Origin of the sequence: Nocardia sp. CDC160 (assembly GCF_035818795.1) — a bacterium.
GTDB lineage: Bacteria > Actinomycetota > Actinomycetes > Mycobacteriales > Mycobacteriaceae > Nocardia.
In genome coordinates, this window is sequence record NZ_JAYKYT010000004.1 from 333,839 (window position 1) to 347,798 (window position 13,960).

The window sequence follows — 13,960 nt, forward strand, 5'->3', positions numbered from 1 at the left end:
CCTACACGCTCACGACGAAGAAGTTCGTCGGCAGATTGACCACGACCCGCTCGTAGATCTCCGCCTTGAGCGCGATCCCCGGCTCGGTGAACGTCCCCGCGGGCGGTTCGTCGAATCGAATCACCGACCGTCCCGCGTCGAAAAGCTGTGCGCCATGCCCGAAGTCGCCGACAATCGCCTGCCCCGGCTCGACCAGCCGCGTCCGTACGATGAACACGCCGTTGGCTTCGAGATCCTCCATCAGTCGCCCACTGCCCATGGCCCGGTAGTAGTCGACCGGGTTGATGATCATCCCGTCGGCCGTCCCGCCCATCTGCTCGATCTCGTTGCAGGCGCGCAGGATCGTCGAGGCGAAGGGCCCGGGCGATGTCATCCGCTCGATCTCCGGCATGCCGAGCAACCCGCCCTCGCCACTGATGATCGTGTGGTTCTCGGCGGTGCACAGCCGCACGATCAACCGATAGTTGATGAAGTTCTCGAAGGTCTCGGGATCCTGCCACAGATCGGGCGGCACCTGCACCCACGCCGTGGTGGTGAGCAGCTCCGGAATCGGCGACTTGTGGAACCGGCTGGCCAACTCCCGCCGCACCTCGGCCCCCTCGATCGGCGCGTCCTCCGGGCCGGGAGCGCTTTCGTGCCAATAGAATTGGCGCGGATCGCGCGACAGGTCGATGGTCTTGAGCATATTGCGCGCCGGATTGCGCGGCTTGCGCCGCGAGCTGGTCAGCGAATCGGTAATGGTGACGTCGTACTCGACCGCCGCGTCCAGCCCGTGCTCGATGCAGGCCTGGACGAACATCCGCCCCGGCGAGGCCTCCTGTTTCCGATCCGCGACGACCTGCGCCAGCGTCTGCTTGATGGTGTCCGCTTTCAGCATGTCCCCTCCTGGGAATCGATGTAATGCGATGAGGACGCGCCGAGCACACTCGAGCCGCCGTCGATCAGCTGCACGGTGCCGGTGATGTATCCGGCCCGTTCGCTGGCTAAAAACGCTGCCAGAGCCGCGATTTCGTCGGGTCGTGCGACCCGGCCCACCGCGGTCTTGCCGCCGACGGCGGCCAGCTCCGCCGCGAGGTGATCCGCGGCGGAGCCCTGGGTCAGCACCCGCTCCAGCAGCGGCGTGTGGGTGGCGCTGGGCGCGAGCACATTGACGGTCACCCCGTCCCGCCCGAGATCGGCCGCCAGCGCCTGCGCGAACCGCACGAGCGCGGCCCGGGTGACCCCGGACAGCGCCAGCCCGCCAATGGGGACCACAGCGGTCTCCGAGGCCACGAGAAGTATTCGGCCCCACCGAGAATCCGGCCCGTGGGGTTGGGCCGCCCGCAGATGCGGCAGTGCCGCCAGGACCAGTTCGACGGCGGGCATCAACACCGTCTCGACCGCTTCCCGATAGGCCGACGCCTCGAAGGTCGTCGCGCTCCCGGTGGGCGGTGTGCCGCCGCTGACGACGACAATGTGGAGTCCCCCGAACTCCGAGGCGACGTCCTCGATCCAGCGGCGCGTTGCCTCGGCATCGGTGATATCCACGCGCGTGGCATGCACCCGCCCCCGCGCCGATTCCTTCAGCGTGCGTTCGGCGGCGGCCAGCCGCGCGGGGTCACGAGCACCGATGGCGACGTGTGCGCCCTCGGCCGCCAACTCCGCCGCGATCGCCAGACCTATACCGCTCGATCCGCCCGCGACCAGTGCGACCTTGCCGGTCAGTCCCAGATCCACTGTCGCTCAACCTCTCCCATGGCGGCCGCTCAGATACCCGTAACGCAGCGACAGTGGCAGGGACAGCGCGGTCGCCGCCAGCTTGGCCGAGTCCGGCAGCGTTCGACGCCACGAGTCATCGGTCGGTCGAATGGTGGTGACACCGGTATTGAAGCGATCCGGGTTCCCGGTCACGGTGTGGTTGGCGTGCAACTCCACGCTCCGATCGGTCATCGGATTCAGCGCCGGATCGAGCCCGCACAAGCGCAGCACCGCATCGATGCTGCCCGCCGGATCGGCGATGAAGTCCTCGTAGCGCAGGAACATCGACCGTTGCGGAAACCGCCGCGAGATCGCATGCGAGGCGAGATTGAAGCCGGTCCAGTACGCGGTGCTCTTCCCCGCCGACATGGCATACACGTAATCCTTTGGCTTACTCCAGGATTGGGCCACCGCCCGGGGATCGCGCACGAGGTGCAGGTAGTACGGCGTGATCCCGTCGAGGTACGACACCAGCGCCGCCTCCCCCGGCATCTTCGAGGTATCGACGATCAGCCGCGCCTCACTGCGTTCGGCGATCGCCCGATAGACCTGCCGCAGCAGCTCCCCATGCGCTCGAACCTGCTCGTTGCGCAGACCGCGACCCAGCACCTGCCAGGTGTGCCGCGTCCGCACCTGCGCGAGCTGCGCCCGAATCACACAGTCCGCGTGGGCTTCCAGCGTGAGCCCGGCGGGCCTGCCGACCGGCAGGATGGTGGACCAGAACTCGCAGTCGACGAGCTTGTGTCCGCATCCGCACAGCTCGTTCACACCCCGCCCGGACGCGTTCTTCCACAGAAAGTGCAGCTCCCCCACATGGAACACCCCGGGAATCTCGTTGAGGATATTGCCGAGGATGGTGCTGCCATTGCGGCACCATCCGGTGACGCACAGAACCTTGACCGGTGATGCGCTCGTCATCTGCCGACTCCCTTCTCAGTCGGTCGTGACCGATTGCCGAATCGTGTACGCCATGACCGCGGCGGTCAGCGCGCAACCCGCGCCGACGAGATACACGGCCGAATATCCGAGCCCGCTGGCAATGGCCCCGGTCGCCGGACCCCACACGAACAGCCCCAGGTCCCAGAACGAGGTGTAAGCGCCCAGCGCCGCACCCTGTTTCGAGCTCTCGGCATTGTTCATGACCATCAGCGCCAGCGACGGGTGCAAAAGCGAGAACCCGACCCCCATGACGATGACCCCGACAATGGCCACGGGCAGGTTCGGCGACCACGCGACGATCAACAGCCCGGCCGCTTCACCGAGACCGGACCAGGTGCCCACGCGCCGCGGCCCGAGCTGGTCGGGAAGCTTCCCGATGACCAGCCGCGTGCCCGCGTACACGGCGCTGAAGACGGCCAATACAACTGCACCGGAACCGATCCCACGCACCTGGAGGTCTCGAATGATGAACGCGGCCAGCCCCACATAGCCCGCCGCGGCGAGGGCGAGCGCCAACCCGGGCAGCGCCGCGGGCTTGAGCATCAACCCGCGCCCACCGGTCGATCGCGCCACCTCGGGCTCGGGCCCGACAATAGTGATCAGCGCGAGGCCGACGAGCGGCGCGGCCGCGCAAAGCCCCCACACCGTCCCGATCCCGAAGTGCCGCAATGCCGCACCGAGAGCCGTCCCCGCCGAGATGCCACCCCACATGGCCACCCCGTAGAGCCCGATGAGCTGCCCGCGCCGGTTGTGCGGGGCCAGGGTGACCGTCCACGCGGCACCCGCGGTGAACAGCGCCGCCTCGCCAACGCCGACCAGCAGCCGCACCCCGATCAGTCCGGCCAGCCCGACTGGCACGAAATACAGCAGCCCGCCGATCGCGACGGCGAGCGCGCCGAACCGCATGACCTGCCGATAGCCGTGCCGATCGGCCAGACCGCCGAACACCGGCCGGGTGAGCAGTGCGGTCAGCGCGGTGGCGGTGACAACGAGCCCGACGCTGAGATCCCCCGCGCCGAACCGATCCCGAACATGGTCGGGCAACACCGGAATGGCCGCGGAGAGACCGAGGTATCCGCAGAACAGTCCACCGAACACCCCGGCGAGCGCGAGCTTGGGTAGCGTTCCGGTTTGGGGAGACGCCGTCATAGTCGCCCGATCCACACGGAATCAGTGTCGATCTCCCCCGGCGCGGCGGCGGCGACCTTCCGCACCGCGGCGACCAGATCGTCGCAGTCCGCCTGTGTCAGCGTCGAGGACAGCGGAATATCTACGGCCCGTTGCAGGTACCGCGTCGCGTTGGGTAGCAGGGCCTGCACCGCGCCGGTGTCCATGCCCGGGAACAGGAATCGCCAATTCCAGAACGCGCGAATATTGTGGTCGGAGTCCGAGCCGAGATTGCGCGCCTCGATACCCTCCCGGCACAGCGCCCGAGCGAACCACTGCGCGCGCCCCTCGGCGACCTGGAAGATGAACGCCTCGCCCAGATACGCACCCGGAGCCACCGGCTTCCGGATCGAAATGCCCTCGAGGTCAGCGAGTTCCGTGGCGACGTAGTCGTAGTTCGAGCGGAACGCCGCCAACCGGATCGGCAGTCGTTCCAGCTCCGACCGCAGCAGCGCCGCCCGAATCTCGTCCATCCGAAAGCTGTAGAGCGGCAGGTCCAAATCGGTGGCCAGCGGCGGCCCGCCCTCGGGAAAGTGCCGCCGCAGCCGACCCTCGTACGCGCCGGAAAGCACTGTGGCACGGGCGAACAGGGCACTGTCATCGGTCACCAGAAAGCCGCCCTCGCCGCTGTTGAGCGACTTGTCCGACTGGGTGCTGAAGGCCCCGGCCAGCCCGAACGTCCCGAGTTTGCGCCCGTTCAACTCCGCTCCGAGCGCGGGGACGGCGTCCTCGAACACCGGCACGCCCTGCTCCTCGGCGAATTGGAGCAGGGCCTCCATGTCCCCGGCGAACCCGCGCATGTGGACGACCACGATCGCCTTGATCTGCGGTGTCCACCGATGACGCAGATCCGCCACATCCAGGTGCAGATTCTCGTCGACATCGACCAGAAACGGCGTGCACCCCGCCAGCAGGATCGAACTGGGTGTGGCGGCGAAAGTGAAACCGGGACAGGCGATCAGGGCTGCGGGTTCGATGCCGGAAGCCATGATCGCCAGTGCCAGTGCCGTGGTCCCGCTGGAGACGGCCAGCGCGTGCGCGGACCCGAAGTACTCGCACAGTTCCGCCTCGAATCGCGCGCACTCGGTTTCGTGCGGCGGCCGATGGTCGTATCGGAAATAGAGGTGGCTGCGGATCGCGCGCAGTGCCGCGTCCTCGTCCTCGGGATGGACGCAGACCGCGCCCCGGTCATAGGTCGGCCAGGGGGTACATCGGACGGGCTCTCCGCCGTCGAGAGCCAGTCGCGCACCGGGTTCCGGTTGCGTCGCGGATGCTATCGGGGCCGATGTCGAATCATCAATCACATTGTCCGCCATGAAACTCGCGGCCACCGGCCGACCCGGTATCGGCGGTACTGCCTGCTTGCCTGCCGAGGCACTCAGAGCGAGGAACCTCGGTGAATGTTCAAGCACCGTACGCCGAACCCGCGACGATCATGACCGAATCATCGTTAAATTCTGGTCACACGTCCGAAATTGATGAATCTACGCAATCAACTGTGCCCCAACGGAATCAGTGCCGCACGCCGATCACGGCTCGAGATCGGCGACGCCCTTCCCGGTGGTGACGTCGAACGGTACCGAGACCTGATCGTGGGCGATTCGCCAGGCGCCGTCGATCTTTCGCAGGCCGTAGGTGACCCGCACCCACATGCCCTGGGAGGTTGCCCCGTTCTTCAGGGTGCCGCGCAGGCGGGCGAACGCGTGGCCGAAGGCGACGTCGTCGCCGATGGTGAAGGTCAGGTCGCGCACGTCATAGGTCACCGACTCGAAGAAGCGAAACACGTTGGTCCAGTTCTCGAGTTTCGCGGCGATGCCGACGTGCTGCAGGGGCGGTTCGACATCGAAGGACACCACATCGTCGGTGTAGACCCGGCGAACGGCGTCGAGGTCCTTGTCGTGCAGGCCGTCGATCACGGTGTCGATCGTCGCGCGCAGCGCGGCCTCTTCGGCCTTGAGGCGGTCGTCGTGGGATTGGAAGTCGTTGGATGCGTTCATGGTCGGCTCCTTACGAGTTGACGAGGGTGGTGCGCAGCGGGGCAAGGGCATTGCTCCACGCGATGGTCTGGTCGAGGGTCTTGGTGAGCGCCGCGCGCTGGCGGTCGGTGGGGACGAAGGTGGTGTTGTTCTCGAAGTCGGTGAGCACCGAGATCGACACCTGGTAGCCGACGTCGGCCATGCCGAGCGTGCCGCACACCTGTCGCAGCTGTTGCACCGAGCGCACGCCGCCGTCCACACCGTAGGAGACGAAACCGACCGCCTTGTTCACCCACTCCGCGAACGCGTGGTCGAGGGCGTTCTTCAGCACGCCGGGCGTCGAGCCGTTGTATTCGGGGGTCACGATGATGAACCCGTCGAAGGGCGCGAGGCGTTCGGCCCAGGCGCGGGTGTGGGCATTGACCGATGGGCCGAACATCGGCGGCACGGCCTCGTCGAAGTGCGGGAGCGGGTGATCGCGCAGGTCGATGAGCTCGAAGTCGGCGTCGTCGCGCGGGGATGCGGTGTCGAGTACCCACCGGGCGACCTGGTCGCCCTTGCGATTGGGACGGGTACTGCCGAGGATGATAGCGATTCTGGTCATACCCTTCCGACGATGCAGCCGGGCGGAATGTCAGGCGGTCTCACAAAAGAGATCGGTGATTCGTCGATATCGGTGAGGCACACGATGGACCGAAGGAGACGACAATGACCGACCCGCAGCTTCCCGCGGTGATCACCGAACGCCGCCAGCTGATCAATCTCGCCTACCGGCTGCTCGGCTCCCTGGCCGAGGCCGAGGATGTGGTGCAGGAGACCTACGCGCGCTGGTACGCGCTCTCGGAGGCACAGCGTCGGGAGATCGCCGCGCCCGGCGCGTGGTTCACGACCGTGGCGGGGCGGATCTGCCTGGATCTGCTCGGTTCGGCGCGCGCCCGCCGGGAAAGCTATGTCGGCGAATGGCTTCCGGAGCCGGTGCCCGGTCGGTCGGCGTGGCTGGACGGTCATGATCCGGTCGACCCCGCCGATCGGGTCACCCTCGACGAGTCGATCAGCATGGCGTTCCTGGTCGTCCTGGACTCCATGACACCGGCCGAGCGCGTCGCGTTCGTCCTGCACGATGTGTTCCGGTACTCGTTCGCGGAGATCGCCGAGGTCGTCGGCCGCACTCCCGCCGCCTGTCGCCAGCTGGCCTCGAGCGCCCGCCGCCGCATCGACACCTCCCGCAGCGCGCCGGGCAACGAACGCGCCGAGGTGGTCCGCGACTTCAAACAGGCCTGGGAGACAAAGGATATCGAGGCTCTCATCGGGCTGCTCGATCCGGAGGCGACCGCGACCGCCGACGGCGGCGGCCTGGCCCTGGCCTTCCTCGAACCGATTTACGGCGGCGAGGCGATCGCGCGCGCCTGGATGGAGATCGCCAACCGCGGTGCGGCCGTCACCCTGCTGGAGCGGACCGTGAACGGTCAGCCCGGCCTGGTCGCCGAGGTCGACGGCACCGTCGTGTCGGTCTACGCCTTCGATATCGCCGACGGCCGGATCACCCGCATCTGGGTGATCCGGAACCCGGAGAAGCTGCGGCCCTGGACGGCGTGAATCACTGCCGTGCTGGGTTTTCCGGTATCAGATCGGCACCCAGCCCGGCCATGGACGCGGTCCGATATCACCGCGGATCGAGGCGAGTCGGCGAGCTGCTTGACTGCGGTGCCGCCCATTGCCGATCGTGCGGGCGGCCGCGATGGTCATGGCGAATTCCTGGATGTCCCGCAGCAGGTAGTACCGGCCGCTGCGGGCCACATCCTGCCCGTAGGTCTGGCAGAAGGCGACGTATTGCGGTGTGGTGAGCCACCCGAAGGACCAGTAGGCCATGGCCACCGGCACCAGGTCCCATTCGGGCGGCCCGACCGTCGGAGACCCGGAATCCGGCGGCTCCGCGCAATCGTCGGCGCCGGTCAGGACTCCGTCGATGCCGATCGTGCCGTGGATCACGCACCGGGATCGCCCGTCGGGCAAGCCCTTCCAACGCCCCCGCAGCTCGGCGAGATGCAGGTGCAGCCACCGGCGGTCGTCGACGTCGAGGGCGTACGCGGTATTGATTCCGCGCTCGAGCCCGCTGAACGGATCCAATTCGGCCGAGTCGAGACCGCTCGCCGGGATCCGATGCACCAGTTTGAGCGTGTCGGCGAGCCGAACCGGGTCGAGGTGGGACCGGGATGCGAACAGGTTGCTGTCGAATTCCATTGCTGCGAACCCCATTCGGCCTCGAGTGCGCCGCCACCCGATCGGGGCGCTCACATGGTGTTCGCAGCGCTGCCGAATGCGGATCGTCCCCGTGCCGATCACGAATCAGCGAACATGCCCGCGCCCGGCGCGGCTCACAGCCAACCGGATTCGGTCGCGAGCCGGACCGCGTCGATGCGGTTGCGGGCCTGCAGCTTCGACACCGACGAGGCGAGATAGTTGCGCACCGTGCCATAGGACAGGTGCAGGCGCGCGGCGATCTCCTTGGCGTCCGCGCCCGCCGCATAGCCGCGCAGCACCTCGGTCTCGCGATCGGTGAGCGGGTTGTCCGGTGCCCGCAAGGTGGTGAAGGCCAGCTTCGGGTCGAGAATGGTGCCGCCCGCGGCGACGGTCCGCACCGCGTGCATGAGTTCCGGCCGGGCACAATCCTTGAGGACGAACCCGCCCACGCCGATCGCGGTGGCGCGCTTGACATGTCCCGGGCTGCTCAGGGCCGTGAGGATGAGAATGTGGCAGCCGGGTACCTGTTCGCGCAGTTCGGCCGCGGCGGCCAGCCCGTCCTTACCGGGCAGGTCGATATCGAGCAGCGCGAGGTCGGGTTGCGTGGCGATCGCCGTCGCCAGCACCGAATCCCCGCGATCCACGGCCGCCACGACCTCGATATCGTCCTCGAGCGTCAGGGTCGCGATCAGCGTGTCGCGCAGCAGCCGCATGTCCTCGGCTACCAGCACCTTGATCATGGTCTCTCTCCCCGTCGCAGGTCAGGCGAGGCTCCGGTTGCCTGAAACGCCCTTGGTGATATGCAATCATCGGCGTGTCGTTTTTGCCGCGGTACGGCGGGTACCTGTTCTTGCTGCTGTTCACGCTGTCGGTGTGGGCGGACGGGGCCGGTGCGGTGCCGACCATTTGCGCTGCGGCGCAGGCGGCCCTGCTGACCCTCGCGCAGCGTCGACCCGGGAGCCGCGGGCCGGTGCTCGCGGTGCAGCCGGTGGTCACGTATCTGCCGATCGTGCTGTTGGGACGGGCCGAGGCGAATCTGGACTGCCTGCTCGCGGCGACCGTGCTGTGGTGTCTCCCGAATCGGCTGCGGTGGTTCGTTTTCGTTGCGGTCGCGGCGAGTTCCGGGTTCGTGCATGTCGGCTGGCACGCGGTGTGGACGGATCACCTTTACGTTGACCTCAATACGGTGGCGATCGGTCTGGTCGTCTACAGCCTCCTGCGGTTGCCCAGGCTGGTCGATCGCCTGGAGCGGACGCAGGGCGACCTCGCCGAGGCGACCCTGGCTCGGGAACGTTTGGAGGTCGCACGCCGCCTGCGTGCGGCGCTCGGCGACCAGCTGACCGGCGTCGGAGATCTATTGCGGCAGGCACGGACCGAACTCGCGACCGAACCACCGCATGCTCGCGCGGTGGTGGAGGAGGCGACGACCGCGACTCGCCGCGTCATCGAGACCGTCCGTGAAACCGCCGCTGTCCACCGTGATCTCGAGATCCGCCCGGCGGACGAGTCGCCGGTGTCACGGCTGACACCCCGCCTGACGTTGCTTGCACTGATCACGAGTCTGGTGGCGTGGACGGTGATCAAGACCCTCGAAACCGAGCGCGATTCCGTGGCCACGGCGGTCGGCGGCGCGGTGCTGTCGAGTTTGCTGATGGCGCAGGTGCTTCGGCCCGCCTGGGTGCAGCGGCTGCTGCCGGTGCAGGCCGCGGTGACGCTGCTTCCGCTGCCCTGGCTGGGTTCGGCGTGGAGCGTTTGGTTGATTCTGCTCGCGGTGGCGGTATTGCTGTCCGGACGCGGGATCGCGGCGGTGCTGGGCATGGTCGGGCTGGTCGGGCTGCGGGCCGTCTACTCGGCACCGGACGCCCGGTGGGGGTGGATGATCCTGGCGACCGAGGCGATTCTGGTGGTGTCCGGGCTGTGCCGGTTCTGGCAGCTCTCGACACAGCTCAACACCTCGCGAATCGCGTTGGCGGGCACCATATTGCAGGTCGAGCGGCTCCGTGTCGCCCGCGACATCCACGATCTGCTGGGCATGACCCTGTCGGTGCTGGCGCTCAAAGGCGATCTCATTGCCGCCCTCGTTACTCGCGATCCCGGTCGTGCCGAGGCGGAAATCGATGAGGCCCTGCGGATCATCGCCGGTGCGCACACCGAGGCGCGCGCACTGGTGGACGACAGGGCGGCGCGCTCGCTGCGCTCGGAACTGGAAGCCGCCCGCCGAGCCCTCGCCGACGCCTGCCGGACCGTCGAGGTCGACTACGACGAGGATCTGCCCGAGCTGGCCGGTGCGGTGCTCGCTCCGGTGGTGCGCGAAGCGGTCACCAACGTGCTGCGCCACAGCACCCCGACCCGTGTGGAAATCGCGTGCCGGAATCGAAAAGGATTCCTGCACTTGAACATGCGCAACGACGGCGCCGCCGATTCGACGCGCACCGGCGGCCAGGGACTGCACAACATGCGAACCCGGGTGGTCGATGCGGGCGGCCTGTTCGAGACCGCCCTCACCGGCGGCGAATTCTCCCTCACCGCCCGGGTGCCGTGCCCCTAGCCGTGCAAACTGCACACCCATAGCGGTGAGCACCGCACGTCGAACCGATGGCGCGTGCACTACGAAAACGCCCCCGCGGACACGAGGCTTGTAGTTGTTCAACAGACAACGATGGAGTCCTCCCATGCCGGTCCTGCGCGTTCACAACTACCGAGTCGACGACGCCGACCTCGACACCCTGCTGGCCCAGCGCGCCGCGCTGATCGCCGGAATCCGCAAGGCCGTACCGGGTTTGACCGAAACCCGCCTCGCCCGCCTCGAGGACGGCACCTACCTCGACACCTGGCGCTGGGAATCAGCCGAACAAATGCTCGCCGCCCTCGGTGCCTCCCAAGGCATCCCGCTGGTGGCCACCACCATGTCCCTCACCGTCGACCCCTCCGCGAGCAACGCCGAGATCATCGACGAACACTAGGCGGGATGGTCGACGATCGGGGCGAACCACCCACTCAGGGCACGGTGAGCACGGCCTTGCCGCGCAATCGCCCCACGGCCATGTCGTCGAGCAGCCCTGCCGCGTGGCTCCAATCGTGATGGTGGCCGATCGGTACGGGCAGCTCGCCCGCCGCGGCCATTTCGAGCAATCGCTCGAGCTCGCGGGTGTCGTGTCCGGGGCGGCCGTCGGCGTCGAAGACGAACTGCCGCAGCGTCAATGACCCTCCTGCGCGCAGTATTTCGAAGAAGTCGAGGGTCATCGGCTGCCCACTGGATTGTCCGAACCACAGCAGCGATCCGGCGGCGCGCAGCTTGCGGGCGGCGGTCGAGCCGAGTTGTCCACCGACCGACTCCAGCACGATCTCGACCGAGCCATCCGGGATCGCGTCGAGGTCGTGGACGACCTTGGCCCCGGCCGCCTCGATGTGGTCGGTCGGCAGTCCCGGCTGGGCCATCGCCATCACCGCGGCACCCTCGGCGACGGCGAGCCGGATGATGAATTGGCCTACGCCGCCGCCCATTCCGGTCGCCAGTACGGTGGTGCCCGCGAGCGGTCCGGCCTGCTCGAGCAGCCGCACGGCCACGAGTCCCGGCAACGGCACCGCCGCGGCGACGGCCAGCGGCAGCTCGGCCGGTATACGGGCGAGCCGGTCCACGGGGACCGTGACCCATTCCGCCGCCGCGCCGCCCGAGGGCAGATGAAACGCGACGGCGGTGCCCACCCCCGGTGCGCCCTCACCATTGGCGGCCGCCACCACACCCGCACCGTCGAGCCCCGGTCGGAACCCCGAATCCCCCTGTCGCAGATAGAGGTAGTCCGCACGATTCAAGCCGAACTCACGAACCCGAACGAGCGCCTCCCCTGCTCGCGGCACCGGAACATCGACCTCCTCGATTCTCGTCAATCCACCGCGGCCGACCGCCGAAACCAGTGCGCGCATAACCATTCTCCCTAAAACGGTAGTATCACTACCGGATTCACTGTAGGCGTGAAACGGTAGTAGTGCTACCACTTTGGAACTCGGAGGCGACATGGCGGAGGCCGCGCGTGCCCCACGCAAGGATCAAGTGCAGAACCGCCGAAAGCTGCTCGACACCGCTCGCGCGGTGTTCGCGGAACAGGGTGCTGGCGTCGGCATCGACGCCGTGGCCCGCAGGGCGGGGGTGGGAACCACGACCTTCTATCGCCATTTCCCGACCAAGGACGCGCTCGTCGCCAGCCTGCTCGCCGAACTCACCAGCGGCGCACGCGAAGTCGCGGACCGGGCGGCCGAAACAGCGGATGCCTGGCAGGCATTCAGTCTCGTCTTCACGGAGGGCTGCGTGCTCGACCCGGCCGACCTGCGCCTGTTCGACATCCTTTGTCGCACCAGCCCCGCCGCGGCCGAGCTGGGACATCGAGCCACCGCGGACCTCATCGCGCCCGTCGTCGAACGAGCTCAGCGTGCGGGTGCCTTGCGCGGCGATGTCAGCACCGAGGATGTGGCCGCGTTCATGCGAATGGCGGACTCCGCGCGCTCCCCCGAACAGCGCCGCCTCGCCCACGCGGTCATGTTGGCCGGGCTCGCGCGTTGACGGTGTCCTTCGGTCAGGACCAGAGCACGCGCGTCAGCGTCTCGCCGACACATGCGGGTTTCGCCGCCCCCTCGATCTCGACGGTCTGGGTGATCGTCAATTCGGTCCAACCGCCCGCCAATTCCCTGATGTCGTCGAGCTTTCCGGTGGCGCGCAACCGCGATCCCACCGGAACCGGCGCGGGGAAGCGCACCTTGTTCAGCCCGTAGTTGACCGCCATTGTCGCGCCGGGCAACTCGAACTGATCCCAGGAGAAATGGGCCAGCAGCGAAAGCGTCAGATAGCCGTGCGCGATCGTCGTCCCGAACGGCCCCTTCGCCGCCCGCACCGGATCGACATGTATCCACTGCCGATCCTCACTGGCCCCGGCGAACTCGTCGATCCGCTCCTGCTCAACGGTCAGCCAGCCGCTCGGCCCCAGCTCCTGCCCGATATGGGCCTTCAGTTCCTCGAGGCTGTGGAAGACCTGCACGGCATCTCTCCGTATTCGTTTGTCGTGGACTCCTTGGTACGCACCATGATGGCAGGAGGTCGGGGGCTGTGGGGTGTCGGCGGGGAGGGATACGGTGGCGGTATGAGCGCGAATCGCGGTGCGTGCGGTGGCTGAGCGGCGTGACGGGGCGAAGGCGGCACCGACCGAACACACGATCCGCGGGGAGGATTGGTACGGGCGGGAATTGGTCGACGAAACCTTCTCCCGAGTCGAGTTCCTCGATGTCGACATGAGTGAGACCGCCACGCGGAGAACAGTTTTCACTGAATGCTCCTTCCGCAACGTGAGCTTCGCCCAGTCCACCCACTCCAGCGTCGGCTTCCTGAACTGCACCTTCACCGCCTGCCGCTTCTTCGAGACCGAGTTCACCATGTGCAAACTCACCGGCAGCATGTTCGACCGCTGCACCTTCACCCTCCTGAAGGCGGTCGGCGGCGACTGGTCCTTCGTCGGCCTCCCCGGCGCAGACCTACGCGGCACCACATTCACCGACCTCCGCATGCGAGAAATCGACCTAACCTTCGCCCGCTGCCAAAAGTCCACCTTCCACGCCGTAGACCTCTCCGGCGCCTGGCTCACCAAGGCCGACTTCACCGCAGCCGACCTACGCGGCAGCGACCTAACCTCCCTCGACCCCCTCAACACCACCATCACCGGCGCGCTCATAGACCCGGCCCAGGCCATCACCCTCGCCACCGCCCTCGGCGTCAAGGTCCTACCTGTCTGACGCCCAGCCGAATATGCCTGCCTCGCTATCGAGTTCAGTGTGCCGGTTGGCGGGTTGAATCCGTCCGAGGACGCACTCGCCGTCGCCTTGGATCGCACCTGGCTCGCCGCCGTAAAGGTCGA

General features: G+C 67.5%; 16 protein-coding genes. 5 read left to right on the plus strand and 11 right to left on the minus strand.

The features are described 5' to 3' along the window. Position 1 precedes the first annotated feature (1 nt). The 7 genes from VMT40_RS22930 to VMT40_RS22960 all read right to left on the minus strand — a co-directional run bounded on the left by VMT40_RS22930 (position 2) and on the right by VMT40_RS22960 (position 6,423). Positions 2-877: a family 3 encapsulin nanocompartment shell protein gene (locus VMT40_RS22930; protein WP_326360687.1), complete on the minus strand. Its 876-nt coding sequence runs from the start codon at positions 875-877 to the stop codon at positions 2-4. After that, complete coding sequence (locus VMT40_RS22935; protein WP_326360688.1) at positions 871-1,716, minus strand: SDR family NAD(P)-dependent oxidoreductase; 846 nt, start codon at positions 1,714-1,716, stop codon at positions 871-873. Before VMT40_RS22935 ends, VMT40_RS22930 begins: the two co-directional genes overlap by 7 nt. Before the next feature lie 6 nt (positions 1,717-1,722). Then, positions 1,723-2,655, minus strand: coding sequence for a sulfotransferase (locus VMT40_RS22940; protein ID WP_326360689.1), 933 nt, complete (start codon positions 2,653-2,655; stop codon positions 1,723-1,725). A 15-nt stretch (positions 2,656-2,670) separates the two neighbouring features. Beyond that, entirely contained in the window at positions 2,671-3,825 is a 1,155-nt protein-coding gene (locus VMT40_RS22945) for an MFS transporter (RefSeq protein ID WP_326360690.1), read from the minus strand. After that, positions 3,822-5,147: a DegT/DnrJ/EryC1/StrS family aminotransferase gene (locus tag VMT40_RS22950; protein ID WP_326360692.1), complete on the minus strand. Its 1,326-nt coding sequence runs from the start codon at positions 5,145-5,147 to the stop codon at positions 3,822-3,824. The genes VMT40_RS22945 and VMT40_RS22950 overlap by 4 nt, the downstream gene beginning before the upstream one ends. A gap of 225 nt (positions 5,148-5,372) precedes the next feature. Beyond that, positions 5,373-5,840, minus strand: coding sequence for a YybH family protein (locus VMT40_RS22955; RefSeq protein ID WP_326360693.1), 468 nt, complete (start codon positions 5,838-5,840; stop codon positions 5,373-5,375). Between the two features lie 10 nt (positions 5,841-5,850). Beyond that, the gene (locus tag VMT40_RS22960; protein ID WP_326360694.1) at positions 5,851-6,423 is read right to left on the minus strand and encodes an NADPH-dependent FMN reductase; all 573 of its coding nucleotides are present in this window, start codon (positions 6,421-6,423) and stop codon (positions 5,851-5,853) included. A gap of 104 nt (positions 6,424-6,527) precedes the next feature. Between VMT40_RS22960 and sigJ the strand changes: the two genes are divergently transcribed. Beyond that, on the plus strand, positions 6,528-7,415 hold the full coding sequence (sigJ, locus tag VMT40_RS22965; RefSeq protein ID WP_326360696.1) for an RNA polymerase sigma factor SigJ: 888 nt from the start codon (positions 6,528-6,530) through the stop codon (positions 7,413-7,415). 27 nt (positions 7,416-7,442) lie between these two features. Here the strand turns inward: sigJ and VMT40_RS22970 are convergent, their stop codons facing one another. Both VMT40_RS22970 and VMT40_RS22975 read right to left on the minus strand, forming a co-directional pair. Continuing rightward, a complete protein-coding gene (locus VMT40_RS22970) occupies positions 7,443-8,060 on the minus strand; it encodes a hypothetical protein (protein WP_326360698.1) in 618 nt (205 codons plus the stop codon). 134 nt (positions 8,061-8,194) lie between these two features. Further along, the gene (locus VMT40_RS22975; protein WP_326360699.1) at positions 8,195-8,800 is read right to left on the minus strand and encodes a response regulator transcription factor; all 606 of its coding nucleotides are present in this window, start codon (positions 8,798-8,800) and stop codon (positions 8,195-8,197) included. Between the two features lie 74 nt (positions 8,801-8,874). On the opposite strand from VMT40_RS22975, the gene VMT40_RS22980 reads away from it, so the two are divergent. Both VMT40_RS22980 and VMT40_RS22985 read left to right on the plus strand, forming a co-directional pair. After that, on the plus strand, positions 8,875-10,608 hold the full coding sequence (locus VMT40_RS22980) for a sensor histidine kinase (protein ID WP_326360700.1): 1,734 nt from the start codon (positions 8,875-8,877) through the stop codon (positions 10,606-10,608). Positions 10,609-10,732: 124 nt separating this feature from the next. Beyond that, complete coding sequence (locus tag VMT40_RS22985) at positions 10,733-11,023, plus strand: hypothetical protein (protein WP_326360702.1); 291 nt, start codon at positions 10,733-10,735, stop codon at positions 11,021-11,023. Between the two features lie 34 nt (positions 11,024-11,057). Here the strand turns inward: VMT40_RS22985 and VMT40_RS22990 are convergent, their stop codons facing one another. Next, a complete protein-coding gene (locus tag VMT40_RS22990) occupies positions 11,058-11,984 on the minus strand; it encodes a zinc-binding dehydrogenase (RefSeq protein WP_326360704.1) in 927 nt (308 codons plus the stop codon). 91 nt (positions 11,985-12,075) lie between these two features. Here VMT40_RS22990 and VMT40_RS22995 point away from each other — a divergent pair, with 91 nt between their 5' ends. After that, entirely contained in the window at positions 12,076-12,618 is a 543-nt protein-coding gene (locus VMT40_RS22995) for a TetR/AcrR family transcriptional regulator (protein ID WP_326360706.1), read from the plus strand. A 13-nt stretch (positions 12,619-12,631) separates the two neighbouring features. On the opposite strand, the gene VMT40_RS23000 is transcribed toward VMT40_RS22995, so the two are convergent. Further along, positions 12,632-13,090, minus strand: coding sequence for a MaoC family dehydratase (locus tag VMT40_RS23000; protein ID WP_326360708.1), 459 nt, complete (start codon positions 13,088-13,090; stop codon positions 12,632-12,634). Between the two features lie 127 nt (positions 13,091-13,217). On the opposite strand from VMT40_RS23000, the gene VMT40_RS23005 reads away from it, so the two are divergent. After that, the gene (locus VMT40_RS23005) at positions 13,218-13,838 is read left to right on the plus strand and encodes a pentapeptide repeat-containing protein (protein WP_326360709.1); all 621 of its coding nucleotides are present in this window, start codon (positions 13,218-13,220) and stop codon (positions 13,836-13,838) included. Positions 13,839-13,960: the final 122 nt, after the last annotated feature.

Bases quoted from the DNA above. Each gene is read 5' to 3' on its own strand.
- VMT40_RS22930 (WP_326360687.1), bottom strand. From the start codon at position 877: ATGCTGAAAGCGGACACCATCAAGCAGACGCTGGCGCAGGTCGTCGCG.
- VMT40_RS22940 (WP_326360689.1), bottom strand. From the start codon at position 2,655: ATGACGAGCGCATCACCGGTCAAGGTTCTGTGCGTCACCGGATGGTGC.
- VMT40_RS22945 (WP_326360690.1), bottom strand. From the start codon at position 3,825: ATGACGGCGTCTCCCCAAACCGGAACGCTACCCAAGCTCGCGCTCGCC.
- VMT40_RS22955 (WP_326360693.1), bottom strand. From the start codon at position 5,840: ATGAACGCATCCAACGACTTCCAATCCCACGACGACCGCCTCAAGGCC.
- VMT40_RS22960 (WP_326360694.1), bottom strand. From the start codon at position 6,423: ATGACCAGAATCGCTATCATCCTCGGCAGTACCCGTCCCAATCGCAAG.
- sigJ (WP_326360696.1), top strand. From the start codon at position 6,528: ATGACCGACCCGCAGCTTCCCGCGGTGATCACCGAACGCCGCCAGCTG.
- VMT40_RS22970 (WP_326360698.1), bottom strand. From the start codon at position 8,060: ATGGAATTCGACAGCAACCTGTTCGCATCCCGGTCCCACCTCGACCCG.
- VMT40_RS22975 (WP_326360699.1), bottom strand. From the start codon at position 8,800: ATGATCAAGGTGCTGGTAGCCGAGGACATGCGGCTGCTGCGCGACACG.
- VMT40_RS22985 (WP_326360702.1), top strand. From the start codon at position 10,733: ATGCCGGTCCTGCGCGTTCACAACTACCGAGTCGACGACGCCGACCTC.
- VMT40_RS22990 (WP_326360704.1), bottom strand. From the start codon at position 11,984: ATGCGCGCACTGGTTTCGGCGGTCGGCCGCGGTGGATTGACGAGAATC.
- VMT40_RS22995 (WP_326360706.1), top strand. From the start codon at position 12,076: ATGGCGGAGGCCGCGCGTGCCCCACGCAAGGATCAAGTGCAGAACCGC.